We start from the raw sequence: 25,937 nt of genomic DNA on the forward strand, positions 1-25,937 counted from the left end.
TCCTCACACGAAACTGCATGATTCTTCATTTGAGGTGAGCAGAACGCGAGATTAGGATTTCTACTAATACAGGGAGCGCGCATCCAACGTGACCACACGGGCAGTCGGGTTGCAGGCGATCGGGATCGGCAAGTCCTTCGGCCACTTCACGGCGCTGAAGGACATCACGCTCGATATTGCACCCGGCGAGTTCCTGACGCTGCTGGGACCCTCCGGCTCGGGCAAGACCACTTTCCTGATGGTGATCGCCGGCTTCCAGACGGCGACGACGGGCCGGCTGCTCGCCGACGGGGTCGACCTCACCCATCGCCGCGCCGAGGATCGCTCCTTCGGCATGGTCTTTCAGGGCTACGCGCTGTTCCCGCACAGGAGCGTCGCCCAGAACATCGCCTTTCCCCTGCAAGTGCGCGGCGTGCCGCGCGAGGAGGTCGCCCGGCGGGTCGATGCGATCATCGCCCGCGTCGGTCTTGTCGGGCATGAGAACAAGCGCCCCGCCATGCTTTCCGGCGGCCAGCAGCAGCGCGTGGCGCTGGCCCGCGCGCTGGTGTTCGAGCCGCCGGTGCTGCTGCTCGACGAGCCGTTCTCGGCGCTCGACAAGCATCTGCGCGGGCGCATGCAGGAGGAGGTGGCGCGCCTGCATGGCGAGTTCGGCACCACCTTCGTCTTCGTCACCCATGACCAGAGCGAGGCGCTGTCGCTGTCCTCGCGCATCGCCATCTTCAATCACGGGCATCTGCTTCAGGTCGGTGCGCCGCGCGATGTCTATGAGCGGCCGGAAAGCCGTTTCGTCGCCGAGTTCCTCGGCGAGATCAACCTGTTGCCGGTCAATGAGGTGGGCCACTGCTCGCTGGGCACCAGCGGCACCTTCGAGGGCGCCCGGCTGCGGGCGCCGCGGCACGATCAGGTCAATGGTCGCGCGGTGCTGGCGGTGCGGCCCGAGCACATGACGGTGAGCTCCGAGCCGCCGGCGGAGGGCAATGGCGTTCCCGCCCGCCTCGCCGGCACCACCTATCTCGGCTCCGCCATGCGTCTGGCACTCGCCACGCGCGAGGGCACGCAGCTCACCGTGACCCTGCCGAGCGAAGCCGCCAACCGCGTCCTTAATCGCGGGCCGGACTTCTGGGTCACCTGGTCCTTCGACAATGGCTTCCTTCTTCCAGAGCAAAGCTGAAAACAGCAGGAGCACGCCGTGAACGACGCATTCCAGAAAGACTGCCTCGACATCCTGGCGGCGAAGGCCGCGCGGGGAGACATCAGCCGCCGCCGCTTCACCCAGCTTGCCGCGCTGATCTTCGGCGGCGCGCCCATGCTGCTGCGCTCGCCCGAAGCGCTCGCGCAGGTGAGGCAGCTCGTCCTCGTCAATTGGGGCGGCGACGCGCTCAAGGCCTATGACAAGGCCTATGGCCAGCCCTTCGAGAAGGAGACCGGCATTGTCGTCAAGGAGGACGGCACCGGCCCGACCGAAGGCGCCATCGCCGCGCAGTTCAAGAGCGGCAAGCCGACCTGGGATCTGGTGGATGCCGACCCGTTCTCGGCGATCTCGCTCGGCAAGCAGGGCATGATCGAGCCCATCGACTACAAGGTGGTCGACAAGTCGAAGATGCGGCCGGGCTTCGACTGGGAATACGCCGCATCGACCTATTTCTTCTCCTATGTCATCGCCTATGACGCCGCGAAGTTCGGCGCCAACCCGCCGAAATCCATGGCCGACTTCTTCGATGTGAAGAAGTATCCGGGCAAGCGCACCATGTACAAATGGGGTGCGGGCATGTGGGAAGCGGCGCTGCTGGCGGACGGCGTGGCGCCGGACAAGCTCTACCCGCTCGACCTCAAGCGCGCCCATGCCAAGATCGCCGCGCTGAAGCCCGACGTGGTCGCCTATTGGGGCGGCGGGGCGGAGAGCCAGCAGCTCATGCTCGGCGGCGACGCGGCGATGGGGCTGATCTGGTCGACCCGCGCCTCGCTGATCGAGAAGGATTCCGGCGGACAGGTGAAGTTCACCTGGGACCAGGGCATCCTCTCGCCCGGCGCGCTGGCGGTGATCAAGAACAACCCCGGCGGCAAGGAGAACGCGATGAAGTTCATCGCCTCGACCTCCGTGCCCGAGCGCCAGCTGGTGATGTTCGAGATGCTGGGGCAGGGCCCGGCCAACCCGGCCACGGACGCACTGATCCCGGCCGACCAGCGCCGCTACAACCCGGTCGATCCCGCCAACATGAAGACCCAGGTCGCGCTCGACATGCCCTGGTACGCCGACAATTACGGCGCCGCGCTCGACGAGTTCACCAAGGTGATCTCGGCGTAGCCGGGCCTGTGCGTTCCGCTTCGCGCTGCGGCGCACCGCCTCTTCTCCCTCTCCCCGTCGGGGAGAGGGCTGGGGTGAGGGGTCTTAGACGCTTCGCAAGCGCAGAACCCCCTCACCGACCCGCTTCGCGGGCCACCTCTCCCCGACGGGGAGAGGGAAAGTAGCGACCACTCGATCCGAACTCGAACCGGTACGACCATGCGCAACCGAACGGCAATCTGGCCCGCTCTCGCCCTGACGGCACCTCTGGTGCTGTTCCTGGCGTGCGCCTATGCCCTGCCGTTCCTTGGCGTCGCGCTGTGGAGCGTGACGCTGCCGGAACTCGGCGTCGGCCAGTACCAGCGCCTGGCCGGCGATCCGCTGGTGCTCTCCGTGTTCACGCGCACCTTCCGCATCTGCCTGATCGTCACGGTGATCGCGGTAGCCTGTGCCTATGCCATCACCTATGTCTGGGTGCGCGGCTCGCGGCTGCAACGGCGCATCATCGAGATCTGCATCTTCGTGCCGTTCTGGATCTCGCTGCTGACCCGCGCGTTCGGCTGGCTGGCGCTGTTGTCCAATCGCGGCCTGTTCAATACCTGGCTGCAGGCACTCGGCCTCATCGACAGCCCGCTGGCGCTGGTGCGCAACGAGCCGAGCGTGATCGCCGGCATGGTGCATGTGCTGATCCCCTTCGCGGTGCTGCCGCTCGCCTCCGCCATGCGCTCGGTGGACGAGCGCGTGCTGCTGGCCGCGCGCGGCATGGGCGCCTCAAGGCTGCGCATCTTCTGGTCGGTGTTCCTGCCGCTGACGCTGCCCGGCGTCATCGGCGCGACGCTGATCGTCTTCGTGTTCAGCCTCGGCTTCTTCGTCACCCCGGCGATCCTCGGCGGCGGGCGCTCCATCATGGTCGCCGAGCTGGTTTATCTGCGCATGTTCCAGAGCCCGGACTGGGGGCTGGGCGCGGCGATCAGCGTGGCGCTCGTCCTCATCGTCGCGGGGCTGATGGCGCTGCTGTCGCGCTTTGCCGGCCTCGCGCTGACGGGGGGCGGGAAGTGAAGATCCAGCGTCCCGGCCCGCTCGCCGTCGCCCTCGCTCTGCTGGTCGGGGCCTTCCTGCTGCTGCCGCTGCTGGCGGTGGTGCCGGTCTCCTTCACCTCCAGCCGGATGCTCGCCTTGCCGCAGGGCAGCCTGTCGCTCAACCATTACCGGCAGCTGATCGACAATCCCGACTGGCTGAACGCCATCCTGCTGAGCGCCAGGATCGGCCTCCTCACCAGCCTGATCTCGACCACGCTGGCCACCAGCTTCGCGCTCGGCATCTGGATGCTGCAACCACGCTTCTCGCAAGTGCTGGTCGGCTTCGTGCTGCTGCCGATGATCGTGCCGCCGGTGGTCTCCGCGATGACGCTGTATTTCCTGCTGACCGGCATGTCGCAGGTTTCGCAGGCCATCGGCTTCGACAGCGTCACCGGCGTGACCATGGCGCATATCGTGATGACCGTGCCCTTCGCGGTGGTGATGGTGCTGGTCGCGCTGGCGCAGGTGGACCGGCGCATCGATCTCGCCGCGCGCGGGCTTGGCGCCAGCGTCAGCCAGCGCATCTTCCGCGTCATCCTGCCCAATATCGGCTTCGGCGTGGCTACCGCCGCGCTGCTGGTCTTCATCCTGTCCTGGGAGGAGATCGGCGTCACGCTGTTCATCACCAGCGTCGACGCGATCACCCTACCGCGGCTGATGTGGATGGGGCTGCGCGACAATATCGACCCGGCGATCGCCGCCATTTCGGTGGTGCTGATCGTCATCACCACGCTGGTCCTGCTCACCCGCATGGCCTTCCAGCGGCGGCCCGAATTCGAGGAGGAGTGAGATGGACGAGGTTTTCGGCCGCAAGGACATGATCAGTCCCGGCAAGCTCAAGGAGCTCAGCGTCAAATCGGACGTGTCGGGCTTCATCCAGCTCGGCAGCCATTTCGGCGCGCTGGCGATCACCGGGGCCGGGCTCTGGTTCGCCTGGGGCACATGGTGGGCGGTGCCGTTCTTCATCGCGCACGGCATGCTGATCAACTTCCTCTATGCCGGCCAGCACGAGATGAGCCACTCGACGGTGTTCAAGACCAAGAAGCTCAACGAGATTTTCGGCCGGCTGTTCGGCTTCGTGCTGATCTATCCCCGCGATTTCGACCAGATCCAGCATTTCGCCCATCATCGCTACACGCAGGACTGGGAAGGCGACGGCGAGCTCGGCCGCGAGCGCTATTCCTTGCTGTCCTACCTGCTCTGGGTGCTTGGCCCGACCTATTGGTACACCCGCATCCGCCGCGTCATCCGCTTCTCCCTCGGCATCGTCTCCGAGCACTACATTCCCGCCGACCAGCACCCCAAGGTCATCGCCGAGGCGCGCTGGCACCTCGCCGGCTACGCGCTCATCGCCGCGCTGTCGCTGGCGACGGGCAGCTGGATCGCGGTGAAGCTGTGGCTGCTGCCGATGCTGGTGATGAAGCCGGTGCACCAGCTGCAGAACACCATCGAGCATCTCGGCCTGCCGCATGTCGACCAGATCACCGAGAACACCCGCACCACCCGCACCAACGCGCTGATGCGCTGGATGTGCTGGAACATGCAGTTCCACACCGCACATCACGCCTTCCCCGGCGTGCCGTTCCACCGCCTGCCGGACCTGCACCGCACCATCTTCGTGGAGAAGGGCCGCAAGCCGCATTCCATGACCTATCTCGGCTTCCAGCTGGCGGTGATCAAGGCGTTCTGGAACGGCCGGACCGAGGCGGACTATCCCGACGACAAGATCTGGATCATGGACGACACCGACCTCGAGCCGGTCGGCCCGCGCACCGTGAAGCAGGCCTGATCATGCCACTGAAGGTCTACCAGTCGCTCTGGGCCACCGAACTGCGCCGCCCCGGCACGCCGGAACGGTCGGTGGCGGAGCGTTTCGACAAGGTGAAGGCAGCCGGCTTCGACGGCATGGCGATCGATCTCGGCGCCATGGACATCGAGGCCGCGCGGAAAACGGTGCCGGAATTCGCCCGCACCGGGCTCGGCGGGCTGCTCACCGCCTTTCCGCGCTCGATCGAGGAATTGCGGCCGGCATTGCATCTCGCCAAGGACATCGGCTCGCCCTTCGTCATCGTCATCGGCCAGGTGATGCCGCTGTCGGTGCGGGAAATGGTGCCGGTGATCGAGGCGTGGATGCGGATCGGCCGCGAGGAAGGCGTGCCGCTGCAGTTCGAGACGCATCGCAACTGCATCACCAACGACATGTTCTCCACGCTGCTGCTGCTCGACGCGATTCCCGAGATGCGGCTCGCGGCCGACCTCTCGCATTACGTGGTCGACCGCGAGATGATGCTGCCGATCACGCCCGACTATCAGGCGCAGGTCGGCCGCCTCCTGGAGCGCTCGGACAGCTTCCAGGGCCGGGTTGCCAATCGCTGCCAGGTGCAGCTGCCGCTGCATTTCCCCCAGCACCGGCCGTGGATCGAGGTGTTCCGCGACTGGTGGCGGCGCGGCTTCGCGTCGTGGCAGGAGCGCAACCCCGCTGATGCCGACTGCCTGTTCCTGTGCGAGCTCGGCCCGCGCGACTACGCCATCACCGATGTGAATGGCGAGGAATTGTCCGACCGCTGGGAAGAGGCGCTGCTGCTGCGGCGCTGGGCCATCGAGGACTGGCAGCAAGCCGCCGCGCTCCGCGTCGCGGAACCCGCCTGAGGAATGAGGAAACGCCCATGACCGTCACCAGCCTGCGCCCCGAGATGAGCCCTGCCGAGTGGCAGCAGCGCGTCGAGCTCGCCGCCTGCTACCGCCTGCTCGCGCATTTCCGCATGACCGACCTCATCTACACCCATTGCACGGTGCGGGTGCCGGGCGAGCCGGGCCGCTTCCTCATCAACCCCTATGGTCATCGCTGGGAGGAGATCACCGCCTCCTCGCTGGTGAAGATCGACGTCGACGGCAACAAGGTCGGCGACAGTCCGTATCGGGTGAACCCGGCCGGCTTCACCATCCATTCCGCCGTGCATATGTCGCGCCACGACGCGGCCTGCGTCATCCACACACACACCCGCGCCGGCATGGCGGTGGCCTCGCTACGGGAAGGGCTGCTGCCGCTCAACCAGATCGCGCTGCAATTCTACGGCCGGCTCGGCCTGCACGACTATGAGGGCATCGCGCTCGACCTCGACGAGCGCGAGCGCATCATCGCGGACCTCGGCACCAAATGCGGCCTGCTCCTGCGCAATCATGGGCTGCTCACGGTCGGGCGCACCGTCGCCGAGGCGTTCAACCTGATGTTCTATCTGGAGCGCGCCTGCGAGGTGCAGGTCGCGACCCTGTCCATGGGCCGTGAGATCGTGCTGCCGCCGCGCGAGGTCTGCGAGAAGGTCGGCGCGCAATACGACCAGATGAATTTCGACGACGGCGACCTGCTGCTCGAATGGGCCGCCCATCTGCGCATGCTCGACGAGATCGATCCTTCCTATCGTAACTGAAACCGCACCGGCCGCGCCGCACGCCGGCCGGGCCAATAAAGCTTCGGGAGCGCTGCCATGACCGCCACGATGAAGGGCCAATTCGATTGGACCCTGCCGGCCCGCGACTATTGCGACCCTGCCCTGTACGAGCGCGAGCGCAAGGAGATCTTCGCCCGCAACTGGATGCTGTTCACCTGGTCGGAGCGGCTGAAGAAGCCGGGCGACTATGTCTCCGGCACCATCGCCGGCTACCCGGTTTTCGCCATGCGCGACGATGACGGCGTGGTACGGGCCTTCCACAATGTCTGCCGGCACCGCGGCGCGCAGCTGCTGACGGAGGGCGAGGGCCATTGCGGCAAGCTGGTCGTCTGCCCCTATCACAGCTGGAGCTACACCCGCTCGGGACAGCTCAACAAGGCGGTGGATTTCGGCGAGGGCATCACCTTCGATGCCAAGGAGTGGGGGCTCTACGCCATCGACGCGGAGGAATGGCGCGGCCTCATCTTCCTGCGGCTGGAGCGCGGCGGCGAGAGCCTGATCGAGTGGCTGGGGCCGATCCACGACATGGCGGCGGACTATCCGCTCGACAAGCAGCATTACTTCATGTCGAAGGACCGTGACTGCGCCGTCGACTGGAAGACCTACGGCGAGAACTATCTCGAATGCTACCACTGCCGGACGATGCATCCGGGGCTGTGCGAGTCGCTCGACATCGACAGCTACCGCATCGACACCTACGCCAAGGAGAAGTTCTTCCACCTGCACGCGCCAAAGCGTGAGGGCGGCTTTACGCGCGGGCTGTATTTCTACCGCTTCCCCTTCCTGATGCTGAACCTCTACGACTGGGGCTCATCCATCGCCACCATCGAGCCGCTGGGGCCGGGCCGCATCCGCCACATCAACTGGTACTTCTTCACCGACGTGTCGCCGGAGAAGGCCGAGGAGAACCGCAAATCGGCGGAATGGTCGGCGCAGATCGTCACCGAGGATCTCGACATCATCACCGGCGTGCAGCGCAATCTGGAAGCGGGCGTCTACACACGCGGGCCGCTCTCGCCGAAATACGAGTACGCGGTCAAGGCGTTCCAGGACATGGCGCGCGGCGCGCTCGATCCCCGGCAACCCCTGCGCGGCGTGGCGGCGGAATAGGCCGCGGCGATCTTATTCCCTCTCCCCGTTGGGGAGAGGTGGCCCGCGAAGCGGGTCGGTGAGGGGCTCTAGCGCTTGCGGAGCGTTGAAGACCCCTCACCCCAACCCTCTCCCCATCGGGGAGAGGGAGTGAGTTGCCGCCGCCGCGGGCACCTGCAATCACAAGTCAAACTCTGAGGAAACAACCAATGAGTGCCGCCGACGCCACCGTGGGCAAGAGCTACGACGCCATCATCATCGGCGCCGGACATAATGGGCTGGTTTGCGCCAACTATCTGGCGAAGGCCGGGCAGAAGGTGCTTGTGCTGGAGCGGCGCGACGTGGTCGGCGGCGCGGCGGTGACGGAGGAGATCGCGCCGGGTTTCCGCGCCTCGATCTTCTCCTATCTCATGAGCCTGCTGCACCCGCGCATCATCCGCGAACTGGAGCTGAAGAAGCACGGGCTGGAAGTGTTGCCCTGCTCGGACATGGTGTCCCCGCTCGGCGGCGAGGACTACATCCTGTTCTCCGACAACATCGCCAAGTCGCAGGCGAGCTTCGCGAAATTCTCCAAACACGACGCGGAAATCTACCCCGAGTTCGACCGCTATCTGAACGAGGCGGCGAACATCGTGCGCAAGCTTCTGTGGGAAACCCCGGTCGATCCCACCAAGCGCGACTGGCGCACCTTCAAGGATGGCGCCTCGCTCTTGTGGCGCCACCGCAAGATCGGCCGCAAGATGTACCGCATCGTCGATATGCTGACGATGAGCGCCTACGACTTCCTGCGCGAATGGTTCGATGATGATCGCGTGATGGCGGTGCTGGCCTATTACGCGTCGATCGGCACCTTCGCCGGGCCGAAGTCACCAGGTTCCGCCTATGTCATCATGCACCACATCATGGGCGAGCATGAGGGCGCCGGCGGCTGGGGCTTCATCAAGGGCGGCATGGGCTCGATCACCCAGGCGCTGGCCTCCTCGGCACGGGAGAAGGGCGTCGACATCGTCACCGGCGCGCCGATCAAGGAGGTGCGCGTGCAGGGCGGGCGGGCTACCGCTGTGCTGACCACGACGGGCGAGACCTATGCGGCGAAGACCATCATCTCCAATGCCAGCGCCAAGATCCTCTATCTCGACCTCGTCGGCGAGAAGCACCTTCCCGAGGAGGTGGTGCGGGAGATCAGGGGCTACCGCACCTTCTCCACCGCCTTCAAGATGAACATCGCCTGCGAACGTCCGCCGCAATACCGTATGCTCGACAAGCTGCGCCACGACGGCACGCTCGGCAATTTCGACTACCCCACCTACATGCACATCGCGCCCGACATCGACTATCTCGAGCGCGCCTATGATGACGCCAAGCATGGCTGGTACTCGTCGCGCCCCTTCATCACGCCGGTCGTGCCGACCATGGTCGACACGACGCTGGCGCCGGAGGGCAAGCACGTGGTGAACCTGTTCGGCGGCCACGCGCCCTACACGCTGAAGGGCGGCGACTGGGCCAATGAGAAGGAGAACTTCCGCAAGACGGTGTTCGACACCATCGAGGAATATGCGCCCGGCTTCAGCAATGACGTCATCGAGGCGCAGTTGCTGGTGGCACCCGACATCGAGAACATCGTCAACCTGCCGCAGGGCCACATCTTCCACGGCGAACTCTCGACCGACCAGCTGTTCTTCCAGCGCCCGGTCTCCGGCTATGCCGATTACCGCACGCCGCTGAAGGGGCTTTATATCTGCGGCTCTTCCATGCACCCCGGCGGTGGCGTCTCCGGCATTCCCGGCTTCAACGCCGCCCGCGAGGTGCTGAAGGACATAAAGGCGAAGCGGAACTGAGCGGGGACTTCGCTCAACGCCCGCTCGCCGCCAGCAACACCTGCGCCGCCTCGATGCAGCGGGCCATGCGCTCGATCGAGCGCCAGTCGACCGGACCGGTGGCCCGGCCGAAATAGATGTCCCACGCCTCGGCCGGCACCGGCTCGCCCGCCATGTCGCGTTCGATATGCCGCGCGGCGAGGGCGAGCTGTTCGGGGGCATGCCCGCCGCCCGCTATGTCCTCGTCGCCGAAGCAGTCCTCGCACATGGTTCAACCGTTGAAGGCGAAGATGTCGAAGCCGCGGTCGCGATCGATGACATAGACGATGCCGCGCTCGTCGACATCGACATCGTTGCTCTGCGGGCTCGCATGGCCCGGCACGGGCTGCGGGATGTAGTGCCCGACCTCGCGCGGCGTCTCGGGATCGGCGAGGTCGATTGCCCGCACGCCGCCGGCGAACCAGGTGGCGAAGACGAGGCTGCCGACCTGCCGTTCCTGGAACTGGTGCGCGCCGAAGCGCCCGCCGGCGCGGGCATAGGGCGAGTCTGTCTCGCTCAAGTGGAAAGTGGAGATCGGCGTGATCGCGGCCGGATGAGCCACATCCATCACCCAGAGGAAGGCGTGCGGCTGGCCGGGCACATGGTCGTGCTCCTCGTCGATCATCAGCGCGATCTGGCGGCCGGCGATCGGCTGCGCGAGGCGGAAGAAGGTGTGCGTCGGCTCGGGGAAGGGGGGATGGTAGTTGAAGCTGCCGATCGTGCGCGGATGGGCGATGTCCGATACATCGATCGCATAGGCGCCGGCATACCAGCAGCCCGCCCATAATATGTCGCCGACGCGCAGCGCATGGTGCAGCCGGTGGCGCTGGCCGGGCCAGTCCGGCGTCTCTCCCATGGCAACGTGCTGCCCGGGCAGGTGCCAGCGCGACACCTCGCGCGGCCGGGTGGGATCGGCGAGGTCGTAGATGACGAGGATATTGCCGACATAGCCCTCCATCTCGGTGGAGATGTAGGCGTAGCGCTCGTCCATGTCGAAGCGGTGCACGCCGATGCCGCCGGTGGGGACATAGGCGAGCGCGCGCGGATTGGCGGGATCGGCGATGTCCCACACGCGGAACCCGCCATCGCTGTAGCCGCGGGCAAGGCCGGCGCGCAGCTCCTCAAGGTCGCCGGGCGTGACGCCGAGCGCGCCCGCGATCTCGGCCGCTTGCGGTGCCCGGCCGAGGCGCGCCGTGAGTTCGCCCGTCACCGCCTCGATGCGCTCGCCTTTGCGGTAGAAATGCCGGCGGTGGCGCTCGACATTGGTGATCATCAGATCACCGGCGACCTTCACCTTGTGGGTGTGGGAGTAGTCATCTCTTGGCGCGATCTGGGCCACGAGGCGTGGCTGGCGGGGGTCGCGCACGTCATAGATGCTGGTGCCGAGCGGGGGCGACATGTGCCCGATGAAGGCATGGCCGTCCTTCACCACGACCTCCCCGCCGCCCGGAATGTCGAGCCGGGCGAGGGGGGTGATGTTGGCGCTGTGCAGCGCGCCGGCAGGCCTGTGCGTGTTCATGCTGTGGCCGTCCGGGCGAGCGCGCGGTTACGGCGCCACTGCACGATGGAGGGAATGGCCAGCGAGACGGCGAGCGCGGCCCACAGGATGTTGCCGACCGGCGAGGAGAAGAACACCCAGGGGTCGTTGCCGCTGATGCGCAGGGCGCGCATCACATTGGCTTCCAGCATCGGCCCGAGGATGACGCCGATCAGCAGCGCGACCACGTTGAAGCCGGTCTTGCGGCAGACATAGCCGATGGCGCCGAACAGCAGGGTCAGCCACAGGTCGAACATGTAGCCGCGCGGGGCGAAGGCGCCGACCAGCGTGAAGGCGATGATGATCGGCGCCAGCACCGGGGTCGGGATCAGCACCAGCTTGGAGACGTATTTGGTCAGCGGCAGGGTGGTGAACAGCATCACCGCATAGGCGACCAGCATGGTGATGAACACGCCATAGCCGATGCCGGGATTCTGGATGAACAGGCGCGGGCCGAGCTGGACGCCGTGATAGGTCATCACGATCAGCATGACCGCGGCCGTGGTGCCGCCGGGAACGCCGATGACCAGCAGCGGGATCAGGTCGCCGGAGGCGCAGCCATTATTGGCCGATTCCGGCGCGATGACGCCCTCGGGAATCCCCTTGCCATATTCCTCCGGCGTCTTCGAATAGAGCCGCGACTGCTGATAGGCGACGAAGGCGGCGATGGAAGCGCCGGCGCCGGGCACGATGCCGATGATGAGGCCGATGATGCCGGTCCAGATCATGTGCCAGGTGCGCTGGAACGACCAGACCACGCCTTCCCAGGTCTCCTTCCAGCCGGCCTGCTTCATCATCTGCCGGCCGGTGTCGCTGAGCACCGACATGCTCTCCATCATGATCAGCGCCTCGGAGATGGCGAAGACGCCGATCAGCACGGCGATCAGCGGCACGCCGTCATAAAGCTCGATGAAGCCGAAGGTGCCGCGCGGCGTGGAATAGATGTGGTCCGCGCCGATGGCGCCGATCAACAGGCCGAGGAAGCCGGCGATGAGGCCCTTGAGCATGTTGTCGGAGGCGACCGAGGCGATCAGCGTGATGCCGAACAGCAGGATCACCACCATCTCCACGCTGTGCATGTAGAAGGCGAGCCGGGCGATATAGGGCAAGAGGAAGATCGACATCAGCGCCGTCACCATGCCGCCCACCGTCGAGGAGACGAAGGACAGCACCAGCGCCTGCTGGCCCAGCCCCTTGCGCGCCATCGGGTAGCCGTCGAGGCAGGTCGCCGCAGATCCGCCATTGCCGGGAATGTTGAGCAGGATCGAGGTGATGCCGCCGCCCATATGCGAGGCGACGAACAGCGAGACCATGAAGATCATCGCCACCTCGACATCCACCGCCAAGGTGAAGGGCAGCAGCATGATGATGGTGTTGGCCGAGCCGAAGCCCGGCATGGCGCCGATGATGATGCCGATGGTGGTGGCGATGACGATCAGCCAGAGATAGCTGAAGTTCAGCAGGAACTGGTCGGAAAGCAGGCTGAGGCTGAGATTCATGTCGGACCTCCCGTCCGCAACGGCGGTCTATCCGGCTCAGAGACCGGTCAGCGCCGAGACGAGGCGCTCGAAGGGACCCTGAGGGAACGAGGTCCGCAGAATGAGGATGAAGAGCACGTAGCCGAACAGGGCGAGCGCACCGGCGATGATGGCGGCGGAGCGCGCGGACATGCGCTGCAGCCACAGGAAGCAGGCGAACAGGAAGCCGAAGGTGCTCAGCGTGAAGCCGGCCCAGGGGATCACCGCCACAGACGTGACCGTGAGCGCGAACAGCGTGCCGCGCATCAGCACCAGCTTGTGGCTCTCATAGAGGCTGGTGATTTCGAGATAATGCGTGCCGCGTAGCAGGCCGATCGCCGTCTTGACCGCGAAGATGCCGATCAGGATGAACAGCACCACGGCGCAAAATACGCCGCTGACCTTGGCTTCCCAGTCGAGGTCCTTGATGGAGATGAGATAGTAGGTCGCGAAGACGGCGCCGATGATCGGAATGATCCAGTCGGCGCCGGTGGCAACCTTGCCTTGGCGGTCATCGTTCATGGCGGAAATCCTGCACGCATCCCGATCGGGTCCGCCGGCCGATGCCGTGCGGACCCGTCGGCGCGTCACTTCGTGGCGGTGAGCAGCGAGCGATAGCGGTCGGCGAGCGCGACGAATTCCTTGGCCGACTGCTGGCAGGAGGCGGCGTCGCCATACTGGATGAACTCCCAGGGCGTGCCGGCCTTCTCGGCGACCGCCTTGTAGTCGGGGTCGGCGAACACCTGCTTGAAGGTGTCGCTCAGCTTCTTCACCCGGTCCGGATAAGCCTCTACAGCCTTGGCGTGGATCGCGATGGCGCGCTGGCCGGACATTGGCGGGATCTTGGTGCCGAGCGCCTGGTTCACCGGCGGGGCGTTGTTGGTCAGCTCCGGTGCGCGGTTGGTTTCGTTGAACACGGTGAGGAAGCGCGCCTGTTCGCCGAGCCCCAGCGAGGAGGAGAGGAACGTCGCGCAGCCGTCGACCTCGCCGGTGATGGCCGCCGAACGGGCCGGGCCGCCGCCGCCATAGGGGATCATGCGCACCTTTATCCCGGTGGCTTCGGCGAGCGCGAGGGCGCCGATGGTCGAGGGGTGCGGCAGGCGGCTGGTCGAGAGGGTGATCTCGCGCTTCTTGCCTTCCGCGACGAGGTCCTGGATCGTCTTGAACTTGCTGTTCGAGCCCACCCAGATGACGGAATCATCGACATCCATGCTGCCGAGATAGACGAAATCTTCCGGATATTTGTACTTAACCTTCTGGGTTGCGTACATGATCATCTCGGGGCCAATGTTCCCGAAGAGGATGTTGTAGGCGTCGGGCTCGCGCTTGCTGACGAACACCTCATACCCGACCTGGCCGGAGGCGCCGGGAAAGTACGAATATTCGAAATTGGCGCCGACATATTTCGCCCAGATGCGGTTGAAGGCGCGGGCCGCCTGATCGACGCCGCCGCCTTCGCCGGTCGGGATCAGCACCTGGATGGGCTTGTCGGGAAAGCCGCCGGCCGCGCGGGCGGCGGGCGCGAACGAGGCGGCGAGGGCGCCCGCTCCGGCGAGCAGGGCATGGCGTCGATTGAGTGTGATTGACATCTGGCTTCCTCCCAGGCGCACGGATGCGCCGTTTTGTCCGACCTGATCGGGCCGTGGCTGGATTGCATTCCAACCTATTATGTTTTGGTTATACATTGGTATAAGTCGGCGTCAAGCCGTTTGACGGCCCGAGGAATAAGAGGTCGTGGCCAATTTGCCGTGAAAACGTAACGTTTCGTACAAATCCCTCGGCTGGCGCCATTGACTGTCCACCAATCGGCATAAGGTCGCTGGGCAGTCATGAAGAGCCAAACCAAATCTTGATTGGTTGGATCGAAGAGGCGGCCGGCAACGTCACCGGGCGCCGTCGCAAAGGCCGGCGCTTGTGCTGGGTTATGTGCTTGTCTATCGAAGCCCCAGAGAACACTGAAACCTCGATAGAGGTCGAACGTCGTGGATCCACTGCCTCCCATCACGCCCTCCTGCCTCATTCAGCGACCGGTCCGCTGGTGCGAGGGGATGACCCGGCTGCGGGCGCGGCGCCGGGGCGAGCTGCTGCAAATCTGGAACAGGGCCATGTCGTTCGGTCGTCATGCGGAGAGGGCGAGCTGACATGGTCGACGTCTCGATCCTGCCTGCCGCCACCGGCAAGCCCGCGGCTGAAGCATCGGCCCGCAAGGCTGCGTCACCGGCCGCGCGGGCGTTGCGGCTGGCCTCCCTCCTGCAGTCCCTGGCGTCGCTGCTCTGGGCGCCGCAGGCGGCGTTGCTGAGCTATGCCGTCGCCGGGATGGCCACGGGGTCGGGAGTGCGCGAGGCCGTGCTGCCGGCCGTCGGCATCGTGGCGTTCGGTCTCCTGCGCGCGCTATGCGACGCGGCAGGAAGCCGGATGGCCTTTCGTGCCGCCCGTGATGAGCTCTCGCGGTTACGCGCGGCGGCGGCGGAATCGCTCGCCCGCCGCTCGCCGCTCGACATTGCCCGCCCGGCCTCCGGCCTCGCCGCCAGCGTGCTGGCCGAGCAGGCGGAGACGGTGGTGCCCTATCTCTCGCGCTTCCAGCCGGCGCGGATGCGCGCCGTCGTGGTGCCGCTTGTCCTGCTCGGCTGCATCGTCCCGTTCTCCTGGGCGGCGGGGCTGGTCCTAGCCGTCGCCGCGCCGCTCATCCCCCTCTTCATGGCGCTCATTGGCCTCGGGGCGAAGGCGGCGAGCGAGGAGCAACTGGTCGAACTCGGCGGCATGAATGCCTTCCTGCTCGACCGACTGCGCGGGCTCGCCACCATCCGCTCGCTCGGCGCGGTGGACGCGACGGCGCGGCGGCTACGCGCCGACGCCGAGAGCCTGCGCCGACGCACCATGGTGGTGCTGCGCATCGCCTTCCTGTCCTCGGCCGTGCTGGAGCTGTTCTCCGCGCTCGGCGTCGCCATGGTGGCGGGCTATATCGGCTTCCATCTGCTCGGCGTGTTCAGCTTCGGCAGCTGGGGCGAGCCGCTCGGCCTCGGTCGTGGCCTGTTCATCCTGCTGCTGGCGCCCGCCTTCTTCGAGCCGCTGCGCGAGCTTTCCGCCGTATGGCACGACCGTGCCTCCGGCCAGGCGGCGCTTGCCGCCCTCTCGCGGCTGGCGGACGAGGGCGCGCGCATCGTCGGCGCCGATGTGCCGGAGGCCGCGCGGTCGAGTGCGGCCCCGGCTCTCGATCTTCACACCGTCTCCTTCCGCCATGCCGGCGGCGGAGCGGCGGTATTTGACGGTTTCGACCTCCATGTCGTGCCGGGCGAGCATGTCGCGCTGTTCGCGCCGAGCGGGGCTGGCAAATCTACCTTGCTGGCGCTGCTCGCGGGGCTCGCCCGGCCCGAGGCCGGACAGGTGGTGATCGGCGGCGAGGTGATGACCGACGCCAATGCCGGCCGCCTGCGCGCCCGCATGGCCTATGTCGGGCAGGCGCCGCACATCTTCGCCGGCACGCTGGCGGGCAATGTCACGCTTCACCGCGACATCGGTCGCGAGGGGGTAACCGGCGCGCTGGAGGCAGCCCGGCTCGGCGACGTCGCCGCGATGCGCGGACCCGCGCCGATCGGCGAAGGTGGGCGCGGGCTGTCCGGCGGCGAAGCGCTGCGCCTTGCCCTCGCGCGGCTCGCGGTCGACGACCACGCCGACATCATCCTGGCCGACGAGCCGACCGCCCATCTCGACAGCGCCACCGCGGCCGAGGTGTCCGACGCGCTGGTCGAACTGGCACGCGGGCGCACCTTGGTGCTCGCCACTCACGACGCCCGGCTCGCCGCGCGGATGGACCGCATCGTGTATCTCGGCGGGGAGGCGCGCGCATGAGTGATATCCGGGCCATGGGGGCGGTGCTGCGGCTGTTCTTCGCCGAGCGGCGGCTGGCGCTACTGGGCGGCATGGTGCTGGCGGCGCTGACGCTTGCCGCCGGCATCGCGCTGCTCGGTATTTCCGGCTGGTTCATCACCGCGACCGCGCTTGCCGGCGCTTCGGCTGCCACGGCACTTGCCTTCGACGTGTTTGCGCCTTCCGCCGGGATCCGGCTGTTTGCCATCACCCGCACCGCGGCGCGCTATGGCGAGCGGCTGGTGACGCATGACGCGACGCTCGGCGTTCTCGCGGGGCTGCGCGAGAGACTGTTCCGAGGCTGGGCGGAGCCGGGCGCGGCGGGGCGGCTGGTCCATCACCCGGCGCGCCTGCTGTTCCGGCTGACGCTCGACATCGACGCGCTGGATTCGCTCTATCTCAGGGTGATGGTGCCGGTCGTCGCCGCGCTCGCGGTGGCGCTGGGCTCGGCCTTCGCGCTCGGCATCGTCGACATGTGGCTGGGCGTCGCCTTCGCCGCCCTCGTGCTGGTCGCCGGTTTCGGCATTCCGCTCATCGCGGTGAAGGCGGCGCGCCGCCCGGCCCGCCGGCGCGCGCATGTGCTGGAAGTGCTGCGCACGCGCACGGTCGACCTCGTCGCCGGGCAGATCGAATTGCTGATGACCGGCAGCCTCGCCGCGCAGCGCGCCCGGCTGGCCGCCGCCGACGCAAGGCTGGCGCAGGCTGATGACGCACTGAACCGGATCGAGACCGGCGTCGCCGCCGGCCTTTCCGTGGTCGGCGCGGTGTTGCTCGCCCTGGCGCTGCTCGCGGTTGCTGCGCTGGGGGAGGCGGGGCTGGTGACGACGCCGATCGCGGCGCTGGTGCTGCTGGTGGTGCTGGCCGCTTTCGACCCCCTTGCCGCGCTGCGCCGGGGCGTGGTGGAGCTGGAGCGCGCGCTCATCGCCGCGCGCCGTGTCGCGCCGCGCCTCGTGCCCGCACCGCCGAGGACAAAGCCGGTCGCGCCGCCGCCCGATTTGGCGGCGCGGTTCGAAGGTGTCGGTCTCCGCCATGCGGGCGCGCTGCGTCCCGCGCTCATGGGCGTTGATCTCGATATCCGGCAGGGCGAGCGCATCGCCTTCATCGGCGCCAGCGGGGCGGGCAAGTCGACGCTGATCGCGGCGCTGGCGGGCGAGATCGGCGTCGAGACGGGACGGCTGGAGGCGCTGTCGGCTGCGCAGCTGACCCAGCGCACCGAATTGTTTCAGGACAGCCTTGCCGGCAACCTCGCGCTCGCCGCTCCCGATGCGAATGAGGCGCAGCTGCAGGCGGCGCTCGAGGCGGCCGGCCTGCGCAGCCTCATGACGCAGCTGCCTGACGGGCTGGCGACCCAGCTGGGGGAGGGCGGGCTCGGCCTCTCCGGCGGGCAGGCCCGGCGCCTCGCCCTTGCGCGCCTGTTGCTGAGCGATGCTGCCGTGTGGCTGCTGGACGAGCCGACCGAGGGGCTCGACGCCGCGACGGCGATAAACGTGATGTCCTGCGTCAACGCCTGCGCGAGCGGAAAGACCCTGATCGTCGCGACGCATCTCCAGCGCGAGGCGCGGATCGCCGACCGGCTCGTGGTGCTTGCCGCGGGTCGCGTGGCGCGGATCGTGTCGCGGGGCGAACCGGGCTTCGACGCCGTGCTCGCCGGCCTGCGCGCCGACCCGCCGGCCGAGCAAAGCCCCACCGGCTGACGCGAGCGGCTACGGCACGGCGCCTCGGTCAGCGCCAGCGCAGGCTCTTGCCGGCGGCCGCGGCGAAGCGCCGGTGATCCGCCGGGGATACCGAGCCGTCCGGCACGAGTCGCGTGGCGGCGCCATGGGCGAAGCCGACATCGACGCCGCACAGGCCGGCCAGCCCCAGTGCGGTCATCTCGTGAAAGGCAGGCACGCAGATCTCCCGCCCGCTCGCGGCCGCGAGGAAGCGGGCGAAATAGCCGCTCTGCGAAAGTCCGCCATCGATCGACAGCCGCTCGATCGGCCCGATATCGGCGGCGGCCGCCTCGATCAGCCCTACGGTCAGCATGGCGATCCCTTCCAGCACCGCCCGCACCAGGTCGACCCGGCCGGTCGCCGCATCCATGCCGATGAACAGCGGCGCCGCCCGGCGGTCCCAGTAGGGCGCGGCGAGCCCGGACAGCGCCGGCACGAAGACGAGGCCGCGGCTGAGCGCCGACGGGCCGGAAAAGCCGTCGAGATCGGCCGTCGTCTCGTAAAGGCCGAGCCGGCGCGCCCATTCCAGTGCGGCGCCCGCGTCATAGACGCCGCCCTCGATGGCGAAGACGGTTTCCTCCTTCGTACGGCTCCAGGCGATGGTCGGCAGCAGGTGGGCGGAGGCCGGGCGCTCGTGCCCGGTGACGGCGAGCAGGAAGGCTCCCGTGCCGAAGGTGATCTTGGCATCGCCCGGCCGGCGGCAGCCGTGGCCGAAAAGAGCGGCCTGCTGGTCGACGATGGAGACCTGGACCGGCGTGCCATCGATCGCGCCGAAGCCGGCATCGACGGCGGCGATCTCGGGCAGGCAGTCGATCGGCACGCCATGCAGCGCGCACAGGTCCCGGCTCCATGTCCCGCTGGCGAGATCGAGCAGCCCGGTGCGCGAGGCGGTGGCCCGGTCGGTTCGGAAGGTGCCGCACAGCCGGTCGAGGAAGTAGGCGTCGGTAGTGCCGAGCCGCAGCCGGCCTAGCCTGTGGGCCTCGGCCACGGCAGGCACATGCCGCAGTAGCCAGGCCAGCTTGCTGGCCGAGAAATAGGGATCGAGCGGCAGGCCGCTGATCGCCCGCGAACGCGCCTCCCCCGCCGGGCCGAGCGCCGCGAGGTCATCGGCCGTGCGCGCATCCTGCCAGACGATGACGGGAGAAAGCGGGTCTCCGGTCAGTGCATCCCAGGCGAGGCAGCTCTCGCCCTGATTGGCGATGCCGATGGCGTCGACCGGCCCCGCTGCCGCCAGCACTCTGCGGATGTTGCGCAGCAATTCCTCTGGGTCGTGCTCGACCCATCCGGGAGCGGGATGGCGCTGCGCATGCGTGCGGCTGACGACCAGCTTCGCTTCGCCACCGCTGTCGACGACGACGCAGCGGGTCGATGTCGTGCCCTGATCGATCGCCGCGACCCGCACTAGACGCGCTCCTGAAAACGGAAATGCACCGTTTGCGCCTCAGTCGCCGCGAGCGGCATGGGCACGAGGATGCGCCGTTCGGGCCCCCATATCCCATCCGTGGACCAGACGTCGCGTCCGTCGAGTTGCAGCGAGAGCCGCCCTTGCGCGCGGCGCGTGACGCGCAGCTGGAATTCGCGCAGGGCCGGCGAACCGTTTGCTCCCCGCCGCAGCAGGCTCGGTACAACCAGCTTGATCGGCGGATCGTGGCTGACGAGTATCGGCGCGGCTGCGCCGGCATCGCGGGCGAGATCCTCGGCGATGGCACGGCCGATGGCGCGCCCCTCGCGGAAAGCCCAGCCGCCGGTCTCGACCGCCCGCAGTACATTGCCGCTGGCGAACAGCAGGGGATCGAGGCTGCGGCCATCCTGATCGATGGCGGGGCCGGCGCTTCCCGTATCCACGCCGATCCTCGATTGCAGCAGCAGGGCCGACTCGGGGACGAAGCGGCCGGTCAGCAGCACGCCGTCGCAGGCGAGGGTCTCCAGAGTGCCGTCCCGATGGCGAAGGGTGACGTCCTCGACGCGCGCCGCACCGCGAATGTCGATGAGTTCGGCGCCGCGACGAAAGGGGATGCCCATGACAGAGGGAAACCAGCTGAGCGGCGCGCGCACCCGTGCCATCGGCTCGGGCTCGACCACCGCCACCGGACGCGCGCCATGACTGAGGCAGGTGGCGATGGCGGAGAGCGTGACCAGTTCAGAGCCGACAATGACCGGCCGGCGAAATGGCATCAGCCCATGGAACGCGACATAGGATTGCAGGCTCCCGGTGGTGAGGACACCGACCGGCCGGTCGCCGGAAATGAGGCGCGCAGAGCGCGGGGCCTCGCGCGCGCCGGTGGCGATCATCAGCCGGCGCGCCGAGAGACGCCCGACACCGCGCTCCGAGGTGACGTCGATCCGCCCGCCATCGAGCAGACGGACGACGGAATGGCCGGTGCGCACATCCACCCCGGCGCGCGCCGCTTCGCTCTCCAGCCGTCGCCCATAGGCGGCGCCGAAATACACCCGGCCGAATTCACGCATGCCGAAGGGCGAGTGAGAGCAATGGCGCGTCGCGCCGCCGAGATGCGGCTCGCGGTCGAGCAGCATCACGCGCTCGACGCCGTGCCGGCGCAGCTCCACGGCCGCCGCGACGCCCGACGGGCCGCCGCCGATGACGATGACATCCGCGTCGCTCATGCCTCCTCCCGGTCCTCGACCGCGAGCGGTGTGGCCAGAAGGCCGCGGGTCATCGCGGCGAGGCGCGCATTGCAGTAGAAGCCCTGGCAGCGGCCCATGCCGGCGCGCGTGCGCCGCCGCAGGCCGCCGAAATCGCCCGGTGGCACGGCGCTTTCGAACGTCGCCTCGATCTCCCGCTTTGTCACCAGCTCGCAATGGCAGACGATCTCGCCGTGACCGGGACGCTGCCAGTCGCGCTCGACCGTCTCGGTGAGATTGGGCAGGCACGGGGAAGGGAGCGCGACGGCCTCGCCGGGCAGGGCGCCGAAGGTCTCGTGCAGCTTCAGCGCGTGCTGCGCGAGGCCGAGCGCGGCGCTGAGCCCCGTCGAGCGGATGCCGCCGAGCGTGATGGCGCGCCGCTCGGGCCGCACCGATACGCGATAGGCCTTCTTCTCCGTTGCGGGGCGCAATCCCGCATAGACGGCGGTCACGGGGATGTTCGCCAGCGCCGGCACGATTTCCGCGCCCCGCATCAGCAACGCCTCCAGCGTCTCGCGCTCGACGGTCGCGCGGACCCGGTCCTCCTGTTCCTCGGCGGTCGGTCCAACCAGCACATTGCCGAAAGCGGTCGGGCAGACCACCACGCCCTTGGTGATCTCGGTCGGCACCGGCAGCACGATGCGCGGCACATGGGCGTAGGCCGCCTTGTCGAGCACGACGAACTGGCCCTTGCGCGGGCGGATCTCGAATTCCGGCGCGAAGCCGAGCCGACGATCGACGATGTCGCCATAAAGCCCGGCCGCGTTGATCACCGCGTCCGCGCGCACGTCGCCGGCCGAGGTGGACAGCGTCCAGCCGTCATTGAAACGGCCTTCCAGCAGTTCGGCGTTGCGCAGCAATCGCGCACCGAGCGCGACGGCCTGGGTGAGATAGGCGAGGGGGGCGGACCAGGGATCGATGATGTGTTCGCCCTCGACTTCTATCGCGGCGACCAGCCGGTCGGACAGTCCGGGCATGGAGCGGCGCGCTGCGCTGCCGCTCAGCAGCTTCAGCGCCGCGATGCCGTTTTCCCGGCCCTGCGCGGCTATGGCGTCGAGCTTGTCCGCCTCACCGGCATTCCACGCGCAGACGAGCGCTCCCGTGGACACGAGCGACAGGCCAAGCTGGGTATGGATCTCCAGATATTCGGCGCGCCCGGCCTTCACCAGATCCAGCTCCAGGCTGCCGGGCGGCGCGTCGAAGCCGGTGTGCATGATGGCGCTGTTGGCCTTGGAGGCACCCGAGAGGATGTCGCTGCCCTTCTCGACGACGACGACCTTGGCCCCCGCTAGCGCGAAGCGCCGGGCCGCGGCGCAACCGACGACGCCGGCACCGATGATGGCGACGTCGAAACGGTCATTGAAAGGTGGGGCGGGTGCGTGGAGCATGGCGCTCCTTTCCAACTCATCGCGACGCGAGCGGCCGCACCGCTCGCGCTACTTCTATTCAGCCAGGCACGAGGCCGGCTGCGGACGGCCCCGCCGTGTCGATCCGGCGGGGCCGCAAGCCTCATGTCGGCTCAGCGATAGGGGTAGCCGGCCTTCTTCATGGTCTCGTCGTATTTCTTGAACGCGGCGACGACCCGGCCCGCGCGCGGGCTGGAGGCGGCGATCTCGTCCCAGAAGCCCTTGGAATCGTCGACCACCTTGGCCCATTCCTCCGGCGGCAGCTGGGTCAGCTCCATCTTCTCGCCCTCGACGCGCAGCTTGGCCTCACCGCCCCAGTACCAGACGTCGCGATAATAGTGCGACTGGTCGATGCTCATGAGGAAGAGCTCCTTCAGATGCGGCGGCACCTTCGCCCAGCTCGGCGAGTTGGCGAAATAGCTGCCGAACCACGCGCCGGTGACGGAATTGGACAGCGCGTAGTTGCACACATCGGCCCAACCGACCTCATAAGCCTCAGTAAACCCGCACCACGCAACACCGTCGAGTTCGCCGGTCTGTAGCGCCACTTCCACGTTGTCCCACGGGATGGTCACCGGCACGAGGCCGTATTTCGAGAGGAACTTGCCGGCGGTCGGCACGCCGAACACGCGCAGGCCGTTCATGTCGGCGAGGCTCTTGATTGGCTTGTTGACAGTGAAGATGTGCAGCGGATCCCAGGCGCCGGTGGACAGCCAGGTGACGTTCGGCACGTCCGCGTAGGCTTCCTGCCAGATCTCCTTCAGGCCGTAGTAGCGGAACAGCGCCGGCACATCGAGGCTGTAGCGGGTGGCGAAGGGGAAGTAGCCGCCGAACACGGCGATATCGACCGGCGAGGCCATGGTGGCTTCGTCCGACTGCACGGCGTCGAGCGTGCCGGACTGCAGTGCGCGGAACAGGTCGGAGGTCGGCACCAGCTGGTCGGCGTAATAAAGCTCGATCACCATCTCGCCATTGGCGGCGGCATTGAAGGCGTCGATCTGCGGCTTGATGACGTGGGCGCCGAGCGGGGCGCCGGAATAGGTCTGCAGGCGCCACTTGATGGGGCCGGTCTGGGCGATCACCGCCGGGGCGGCGAGCGTCGTGCTGGCGAGCGCCGCGCCGGCGCCGAGGCCGGCCTTTCCGAGGAAATTGCGTCGCGTCGACAGGATCTTCTCCGAGGCACTCAGCTTTTTCGTGTCGTCTGTCATCGGTTTTTCCCCTGGTTGGAAGGATTGATCGGCCGTTGATCTCAGCCTTTGACTTTCATGTGTTCGGGAAGCCAGAGCGCAATCTGCGGGAAGATCATCAGAATGATGATGGTGAGCAGCATGATCGCGGCGAATGGCCAGATCGACTTGTAGATGTCGATCAGCGAGATTTCCTTCGGCGCCAGCGAGCGCATCAGGAATAGATTGTAGCCGAAGGGCGGGGTGATGTAGGCGATCTGGCAGGTAATCGTGTAGAGGATGCCGTACCAGATGAGCTGGTTGTCGAAGCCGAGATCGAGCGCCTTCACCAGCGGGATGTAGAGCGGCGCGACGATGACCAGCATTGCCGTGTCATCGAGGAACATCCCCATCACGACGAAGCTGAGCTGCATCATGATGATGATGGTCCAGGGATCGAGATCCCATTGCTTGACGAACAGGAACTCGATCGCCTTCACCGCGCCGAGACCGTCGAACACGGTGCCGAAGGCGAGCGCGGCGAGGATCAGCCACATGAACATGCAGGACACGGCAAGCGTCTTCATCGACGTCTCGCGCACTACCCGCCAGTTAAAGTGACCTTTGTAGATGGCCGCTAGCGTCGCTGCTCCCGCACCGACCGCCGAGCTTTCCACCAGGCTGACATAGCCCATGACGAATAGGCCGGTCATGAAGAAGAAGATGGCGAAGGGAATGATGCCCGCCCGCGCCAGCGCCAGCTTCTCGCGAAGCGGCATGTTGAGCTCTTCGTCCGTCAGCTTCGGCGCGAGCTTCGGGTTCAGCTTCACCCGGACGTAGATGTAGACGATGAACAGCGCGGCCATCAGCAAGCCGGGGCCGACGCCGGCGAACCAGAGCTTCGACACCGGCTGGCGGGCGATCATGCCGTAGAGCACCAGCACGACAGAGGGCGGGATGAGAATGCCGAGCGAGGAGCCGCCCTGGATCACGCCGGAGATCAACACCTTGTCGTAGCCGCGGCGGATCATTTCCGGCAGTGCGATGGTGGCGCCGATGGCCATGCCCGCCACCGAGAGACCGTTCATCGCGGAGATGATGACCATCAGGAAGATGGTGCCGATGGCGAGCCCGCCGGTGTACCTGCCGAACCAGACGTGCAGGGCTCGGTAAAGATCCTCCGCTATCCCGGATTCCGCCAGGATGTAGCCCATGTAGATGAACATGGGCAGCGTCAGCATGGCGTACCAGTTGAACAGCTTGAAGACCTGGTTGAACGGCAGGTCCATGGCGCCGGGCCCGTAGAGCAGCAGGGCGGCGGCGGACGCCACGAAGCCGATGCCGGCGAAGACGAGCTGCCCGCTGATGAGCGCCAGGACCATTGATGCGAACATCAGCAGCGCGATCATTTCATAGGTCATCAGAGCTTCTCCCCGCGCAGAGTGGCGACGTGTTTGAAGACGAGGGAGAAGGCCTGCATCAGCATCAGCACGAGACACGCCACCAGCAGCGCCTTGATCGGGATGACCGACGGATTCCAGATCGAGAAGCGCTTCTCGTTGGTGGCGATGGCGTATTGCAGGCTGGAGATCGACCCGGCGAGCAGGACGCCGAGATAGAAGATCAGGCACCAGACGGTGACGAGATCGAGCTTCGCCCGGCCACGCTCGGACAGGGTCGAGTACCACAGGTCCATGCGGACATGCTCGTTGTTCTTCAGCGTGATCGGCCCGCCCATGAAGTAATAGGCGGCGAGGGTGAACTGGGTGAGTTCGACCGCCCAGTGCACCGGCATCTTGATCAGGTTGCGGGTGATCGCGTCGAAGATCAGCGTGCCGCCCATGAAGAAGATGAGCGAGGCAGCGAGATAGCCGACGTAATCGGAAATCCTGTCGATGACGCGCACATAGCATGAGATCAGGCGCCAGGCGCCTCCGTCGCTCCGCTTCACCGCATCTTCCGCATTCACGCTGTCGCTCCGTTGCTTTCCGGGGCCTGCGCCAGTCGCTCGTGGGCGCGCCGGCGAAGGCACACAATCTCCCTGCCGCAAACGGGAATTCGGCCCGCGCGGTCGTGGTGACGATGCTGTGTGGACATAGAGGTGGGGCGACGGACGCCCTGCCGAACGAGGCTAGGCCTCGCGCGGGCACCCCGCGCTGCACTTGCCGATACCGGCCATCTGAAATCCCCTCGCGCCGCTATGCACCACTGGTGTGCATGCCTGCTTTCTTTGCATATGCCGCACTTTACCGAAATTATTCGCGAAGGGAAGACCGATTTTTGACGAGATTGACCGTTCAGTCAAAAATGTTTCGTATTTAATTGACCATTT

The 25,937-nt window shown here is 67.0% G+C and carries 22 protein-coding genes; 11 read left to right on the forward strand and 11 right to left on the reverse strand.

The genetic code is table 11. The features are described 5' to 3' along the window. The first annotated feature begins 88 nt into the window (after positions 1–88). From ACO2RV_RS03190 to ACO2RV_RS03230, 9 genes are all read left to right on the forward strand, one after another. Complete coding sequence (locus tag ACO2RV_RS03190; protein ID WP_423289717.1) at positions 89–1,171, forward strand: ABC transporter ATP-binding protein; 1,083 nt, start codon at positions 89–91, stop codon at positions 1,169–1,171. 18 nt (positions 1,172–1,189) lie between these two features. Further along, positions 1,190–2,305 carry an ABC transporter substrate-binding protein gene (locus tag ACO2RV_RS03195; protein WP_423289719.1) on the forward strand — a complete coding sequence of 372 codons (1,116 nt, stop codon included), beginning with the start codon at positions 1,190–1,192 and terminating at the stop codon, positions 2,303–2,305. A 198-nt stretch (positions 2,306–2,503) separates the two neighbouring features. Beyond that, positions 2,504–3,343, forward strand: a complete 840-nt coding sequence (locus tag ACO2RV_RS03200; RefSeq protein ID WP_423289721.1) for an ABC transporter permease — start codon at positions 2,504–2,506, stop codon at positions 3,341–3,343. Then, a complete protein-coding gene (locus ACO2RV_RS03205; RefSeq protein ID WP_423289723.1) occupies positions 3,340–4,152 on the forward strand; it encodes an ABC transporter permease in 813 nt (270 codons plus the stop codon). The genes ACO2RV_RS03200 and ACO2RV_RS03205 overlap by 4 nt, the downstream gene beginning before the upstream one ends. Before the next feature lies 1 nt (position 4,153). Beyond that, positions 4,154–5,152 (forward strand): fatty acid desaturase, encoded by a 999-nt coding sequence (locus ACO2RV_RS03210; protein WP_423289725.1) that lies wholly within the window; start codon positions 4,154–4,156, stop codon positions 5,150–5,152. A 2-nt stretch (positions 5,153–5,154) separates the two neighbouring features. Then, a complete protein-coding gene (locus tag ACO2RV_RS03215; RefSeq protein WP_423289727.1) occupies positions 5,155–6,012 on the forward strand; it encodes a sugar phosphate isomerase/epimerase family protein in 858 nt (285 codons plus the stop codon). 17 nt (positions 6,013–6,029) lie between these two features. Beyond that, positions 6,030–6,791 (forward strand): class II aldolase/adducin family protein, encoded by a 762-nt coding sequence (locus ACO2RV_RS03220; protein WP_423289729.1) that lies wholly within the window; start codon positions 6,030–6,032, stop codon positions 6,789–6,791. Positions 6,792–6,848: 57 nt separating this feature from the next. Next, complete coding sequence (locus ACO2RV_RS03225; protein ID WP_423289731.1) at positions 6,849–7,922, forward strand: aromatic ring-hydroxylating oxygenase subunit alpha; 1,074 nt, start codon at positions 6,849–6,851, stop codon at positions 7,920–7,922. 188 nt (positions 7,923–8,110) lie between these two features. Then, complete coding sequence (locus ACO2RV_RS03230) at positions 8,111–9,739, forward strand: phytoene desaturase family protein (RefSeq protein WP_423289733.1); 1,629 nt, start codon at positions 8,111–8,113, stop codon at positions 9,737–9,739. Positions 9,740–9,752: 13 nt separating this feature from the next. Here the strand turns inward: ACO2RV_RS03230 and ACO2RV_RS03235 are convergent, their stop codons facing one another. The 5 genes from ACO2RV_RS03235 to ACO2RV_RS03255 form a co-directional block, all read right to left on the reverse strand. Beyond that, positions 9,753–9,986: a hypothetical protein gene (locus tag ACO2RV_RS03235; RefSeq protein WP_423289735.1), complete on the reverse strand. Its 234-nt coding sequence runs from the start codon at positions 9,984–9,986 to the stop codon at positions 9,753–9,755. A 3-nt stretch (positions 9,987–9,989) separates the two neighbouring features. Further along, positions 9,990–11,276 carry an RNA polymerase subunit sigma-70 gene (locus tag ACO2RV_RS03240; RefSeq protein ID WP_423289737.1) on the reverse strand — a complete coding sequence of 429 codons (1,287 nt, stop codon included), beginning with the start codon at positions 11,274–11,276 and terminating at the stop codon, positions 9,990–9,992. Beyond that, positions 11,273–12,793 carry a tripartite tricarboxylate transporter permease gene (locus tag ACO2RV_RS03245; protein ID WP_423289739.1) on the reverse strand — a complete coding sequence of 507 codons (1,521 nt, stop codon included), beginning with the start codon at positions 12,791–12,793 and terminating at the stop codon, positions 11,273–11,275. The genes ACO2RV_RS03240 and ACO2RV_RS03245 overlap by 4 nt, the downstream gene beginning before the upstream one ends. 36 nt (positions 12,794–12,829) lie before the next feature. Continuing rightward, positions 12,830–13,333, reverse strand: a complete 504-nt coding sequence (locus ACO2RV_RS03250) for a hypothetical protein (RefSeq protein ID WP_423289741.1) — start codon at positions 13,331–13,333, stop codon at positions 12,830–12,832. Positions 13,334–13,398: 65 nt separating this feature from the next. Beyond that, positions 13,399–14,400 carry a tripartite tricarboxylate transporter substrate-binding protein gene (locus ACO2RV_RS03255; protein WP_423289743.1) on the reverse strand — a complete coding sequence of 334 codons (1,002 nt, stop codon included), beginning with the start codon at positions 14,398–14,400 and terminating at the stop codon, positions 13,399–13,401. Between the two features lie 553 nt (positions 14,401–14,953). Between ACO2RV_RS03255 and cydD the strand changes: the two genes are divergently transcribed. Beyond that, positions 14,954–16,660 carry a thiol reductant ABC exporter subunit CydD gene (gene cydD, locus ACO2RV_RS03260; RefSeq protein WP_423289745.1) on the forward strand — a complete coding sequence of 569 codons (1,707 nt, stop codon included), beginning with the start codon at positions 14,954–14,956 and terminating at the stop codon, positions 16,658–16,660. Beyond that, positions 16,657–18,372, forward strand: coding sequence for a thiol reductant ABC exporter subunit CydC (gene cydC, locus ACO2RV_RS03265; RefSeq protein WP_423289747.1), 1,716 nt, complete (start codon positions 16,657–16,659; stop codon positions 18,370–18,372). Before cydD ends, cydC begins: the two co-directional genes overlap by 4 nt. 28 nt (positions 18,373–18,400) lie before the next feature. On the opposite strand, the gene ACO2RV_RS03270 is transcribed toward cydC, so the two are convergent. The 6 genes from ACO2RV_RS03270 to ACO2RV_RS03295 all read right to left on the reverse strand — a co-directional run bounded on the left by ACO2RV_RS03270 (position 18,401) and on the right by ACO2RV_RS03295 (position 25,574). Further along, positions 18,401–19,792: an FGGY family carbohydrate kinase gene (locus tag ACO2RV_RS03270; RefSeq protein ID WP_423289749.1), complete on the reverse strand. Its 1,392-nt coding sequence runs from the start codon at positions 19,790–19,792 to the stop codon at positions 18,401–18,403. Beyond that, on the reverse strand, positions 19,792–21,015 hold the full coding sequence (locus tag ACO2RV_RS03275) for an NAD(P)/FAD-dependent oxidoreductase (protein ID WP_423289751.1): 1,224 nt from the start codon (positions 21,013–21,015) through the stop codon (positions 19,792–19,794). The genes ACO2RV_RS03270 and ACO2RV_RS03275 overlap by 1 nt, the downstream gene beginning before the upstream one ends. Further along, entirely contained in the window at positions 21,012–22,421 is a 1,410-nt protein-coding gene (locus ACO2RV_RS03280) for an NAD(P)/FAD-dependent oxidoreductase (protein ID WP_423289753.1), read from the reverse strand. Before ACO2RV_RS03280 ends, ACO2RV_RS03275 begins: the two co-directional genes overlap by 4 nt. A gap of 131 nt (positions 22,422–22,552) precedes the next feature. After that, a complete protein-coding gene (locus ACO2RV_RS03285; protein WP_423289755.1) occupies positions 22,553–23,647 on the reverse strand; it encodes a C4-dicarboxylate ABC transporter in 1,095 nt (364 codons plus the stop codon). Between the two features lie 41 nt (positions 23,648–23,688). Continuing rightward, complete coding sequence (locus ACO2RV_RS03290) at positions 23,689–25,026, reverse strand: TRAP transporter large permease (protein ID WP_423289757.1); 1,338 nt, start codon at positions 25,024–25,026, stop codon at positions 23,689–23,691. After that, positions 25,026–25,574: a TRAP transporter small permease subunit gene (locus ACO2RV_RS03295; RefSeq protein ID WP_423289759.1), complete on the reverse strand. Its 549-nt coding sequence runs from the start codon at positions 25,572–25,574 to the stop codon at positions 25,026–25,028. The genes ACO2RV_RS03290 and ACO2RV_RS03295 overlap by 1 nt, the downstream gene beginning before the upstream one ends. Positions 25,575–25,937: the final 363 nt, after the last annotated feature.

This window comes from Ancylobacter sp. VNQ12 (assembly GCF_049445835.1).
GTDB lineage: Bacteria > Pseudomonadota > Alphaproteobacteria > Rhizobiales > Xanthobacteraceae > Ancylobacter.

Bases quoted from the DNA above. Each gene is read 5' to 3' on its own strand.
- ACO2RV_RS03200 (WP_423289721.1), top strand. From the start codon at position 2,504: ATGCGCAACCGAACGGCAATCTGGCCCGCTCTCGCCCTGACGGCACCT.
- ACO2RV_RS03240 (WP_423289737.1), bottom strand. From the start codon at position 11,276: ATGAACACGCACAGGCCTGCCGGCGCGCTGCACAGCGCCAACATCACC.
- ACO2RV_RS03285 (WP_423289755.1), bottom strand. From the start codon at position 23,647: ATGACAGACGACACGAAAAAGCTGAGTGCCTCGGAGAAGATCCTGTCG.
- ACO2RV_RS03215 (WP_423289727.1), top strand. From the start codon at position 5,155: ATGCCACTGAAGGTCTACCAGTCGCTCTGGGCCACCGAACTGCGCCGC.
- ACO2RV_RS03220 (WP_423289729.1), top strand. From the start codon at position 6,030: ATGACCGTCACCAGCCTGCGCCCCGAGATGAGCCCTGCCGAGTGGCAG.
- ACO2RV_RS03280 (WP_423289753.1), bottom strand. From the start codon at position 22,421: ATGCTCCACGCACCCGCCCCACCTTTCAATGACCGTTTCGACGTCGCC.
- cydC (WP_423289747.1), top strand. From the start codon at position 16,657: ATGAGTGATATCCGGGCCATGGGGGCGGTGCTGCGGCTGTTCTTCGCC.
- ACO2RV_RS03235 (WP_423289735.1), bottom strand. From the start codon at position 9,986: ATGTGCGAGGACTGCTTCGGCGACGAGGACATAGCGGGCGGCGGGCAT.
- ACO2RV_RS03225 (WP_423289731.1), top strand. From the start codon at position 6,849: ATGACCGCCACGATGAAGGGCCAATTCGATTGGACCCTGCCGGCCCGC.
- ACO2RV_RS03210 (WP_423289725.1), top strand. From the start codon at position 4,154: ATGGACGAGGTTTTCGGCCGCAAGGACATGATCAGTCCCGGCAAGCTC.
- ACO2RV_RS03250 (WP_423289741.1), bottom strand. From the start codon at position 13,333: ATGAACGATGACCGCCAAGGCAAGGTTGCCACCGGCGCCGACTGGATC.
- ACO2RV_RS03245 (WP_423289739.1), bottom strand. From the start codon at position 12,793: ATGAATCTCAGCCTCAGCCTGCTTTCCGACCAGTTCCTGCTGAACTTC.
- cydD (WP_423289745.1), top strand. From the start codon at position 14,954: ATGGTCGACGTCTCGATCCTGCCTGCCGCCACCGGCAAGCCCGCGGCT.
- ACO2RV_RS03255 (WP_423289743.1), bottom strand. From the start codon at position 14,400: ATGTCAATCACACTCAATCGACGCCATGCCCTGCTCGCCGGAGCGGGC.
- ACO2RV_RS03230 (WP_423289733.1), top strand. From the start codon at position 8,111: ATGAGTGCCGCCGACGCCACCGTGGGCAAGAGCTACGACGCCATCATC.
- ACO2RV_RS03290 (WP_423289757.1), bottom strand. From the start codon at position 25,026: ATGACCTATGAAATGATCGCGCTGCTGATGTTCGCATCAATGGTCCTG.
- ACO2RV_RS03275 (WP_423289751.1), bottom strand. From the start codon at position 21,015: ATGAGCGACGCGGATGTCATCGTCATCGGCGGCGGCCCGTCGGGCGTC.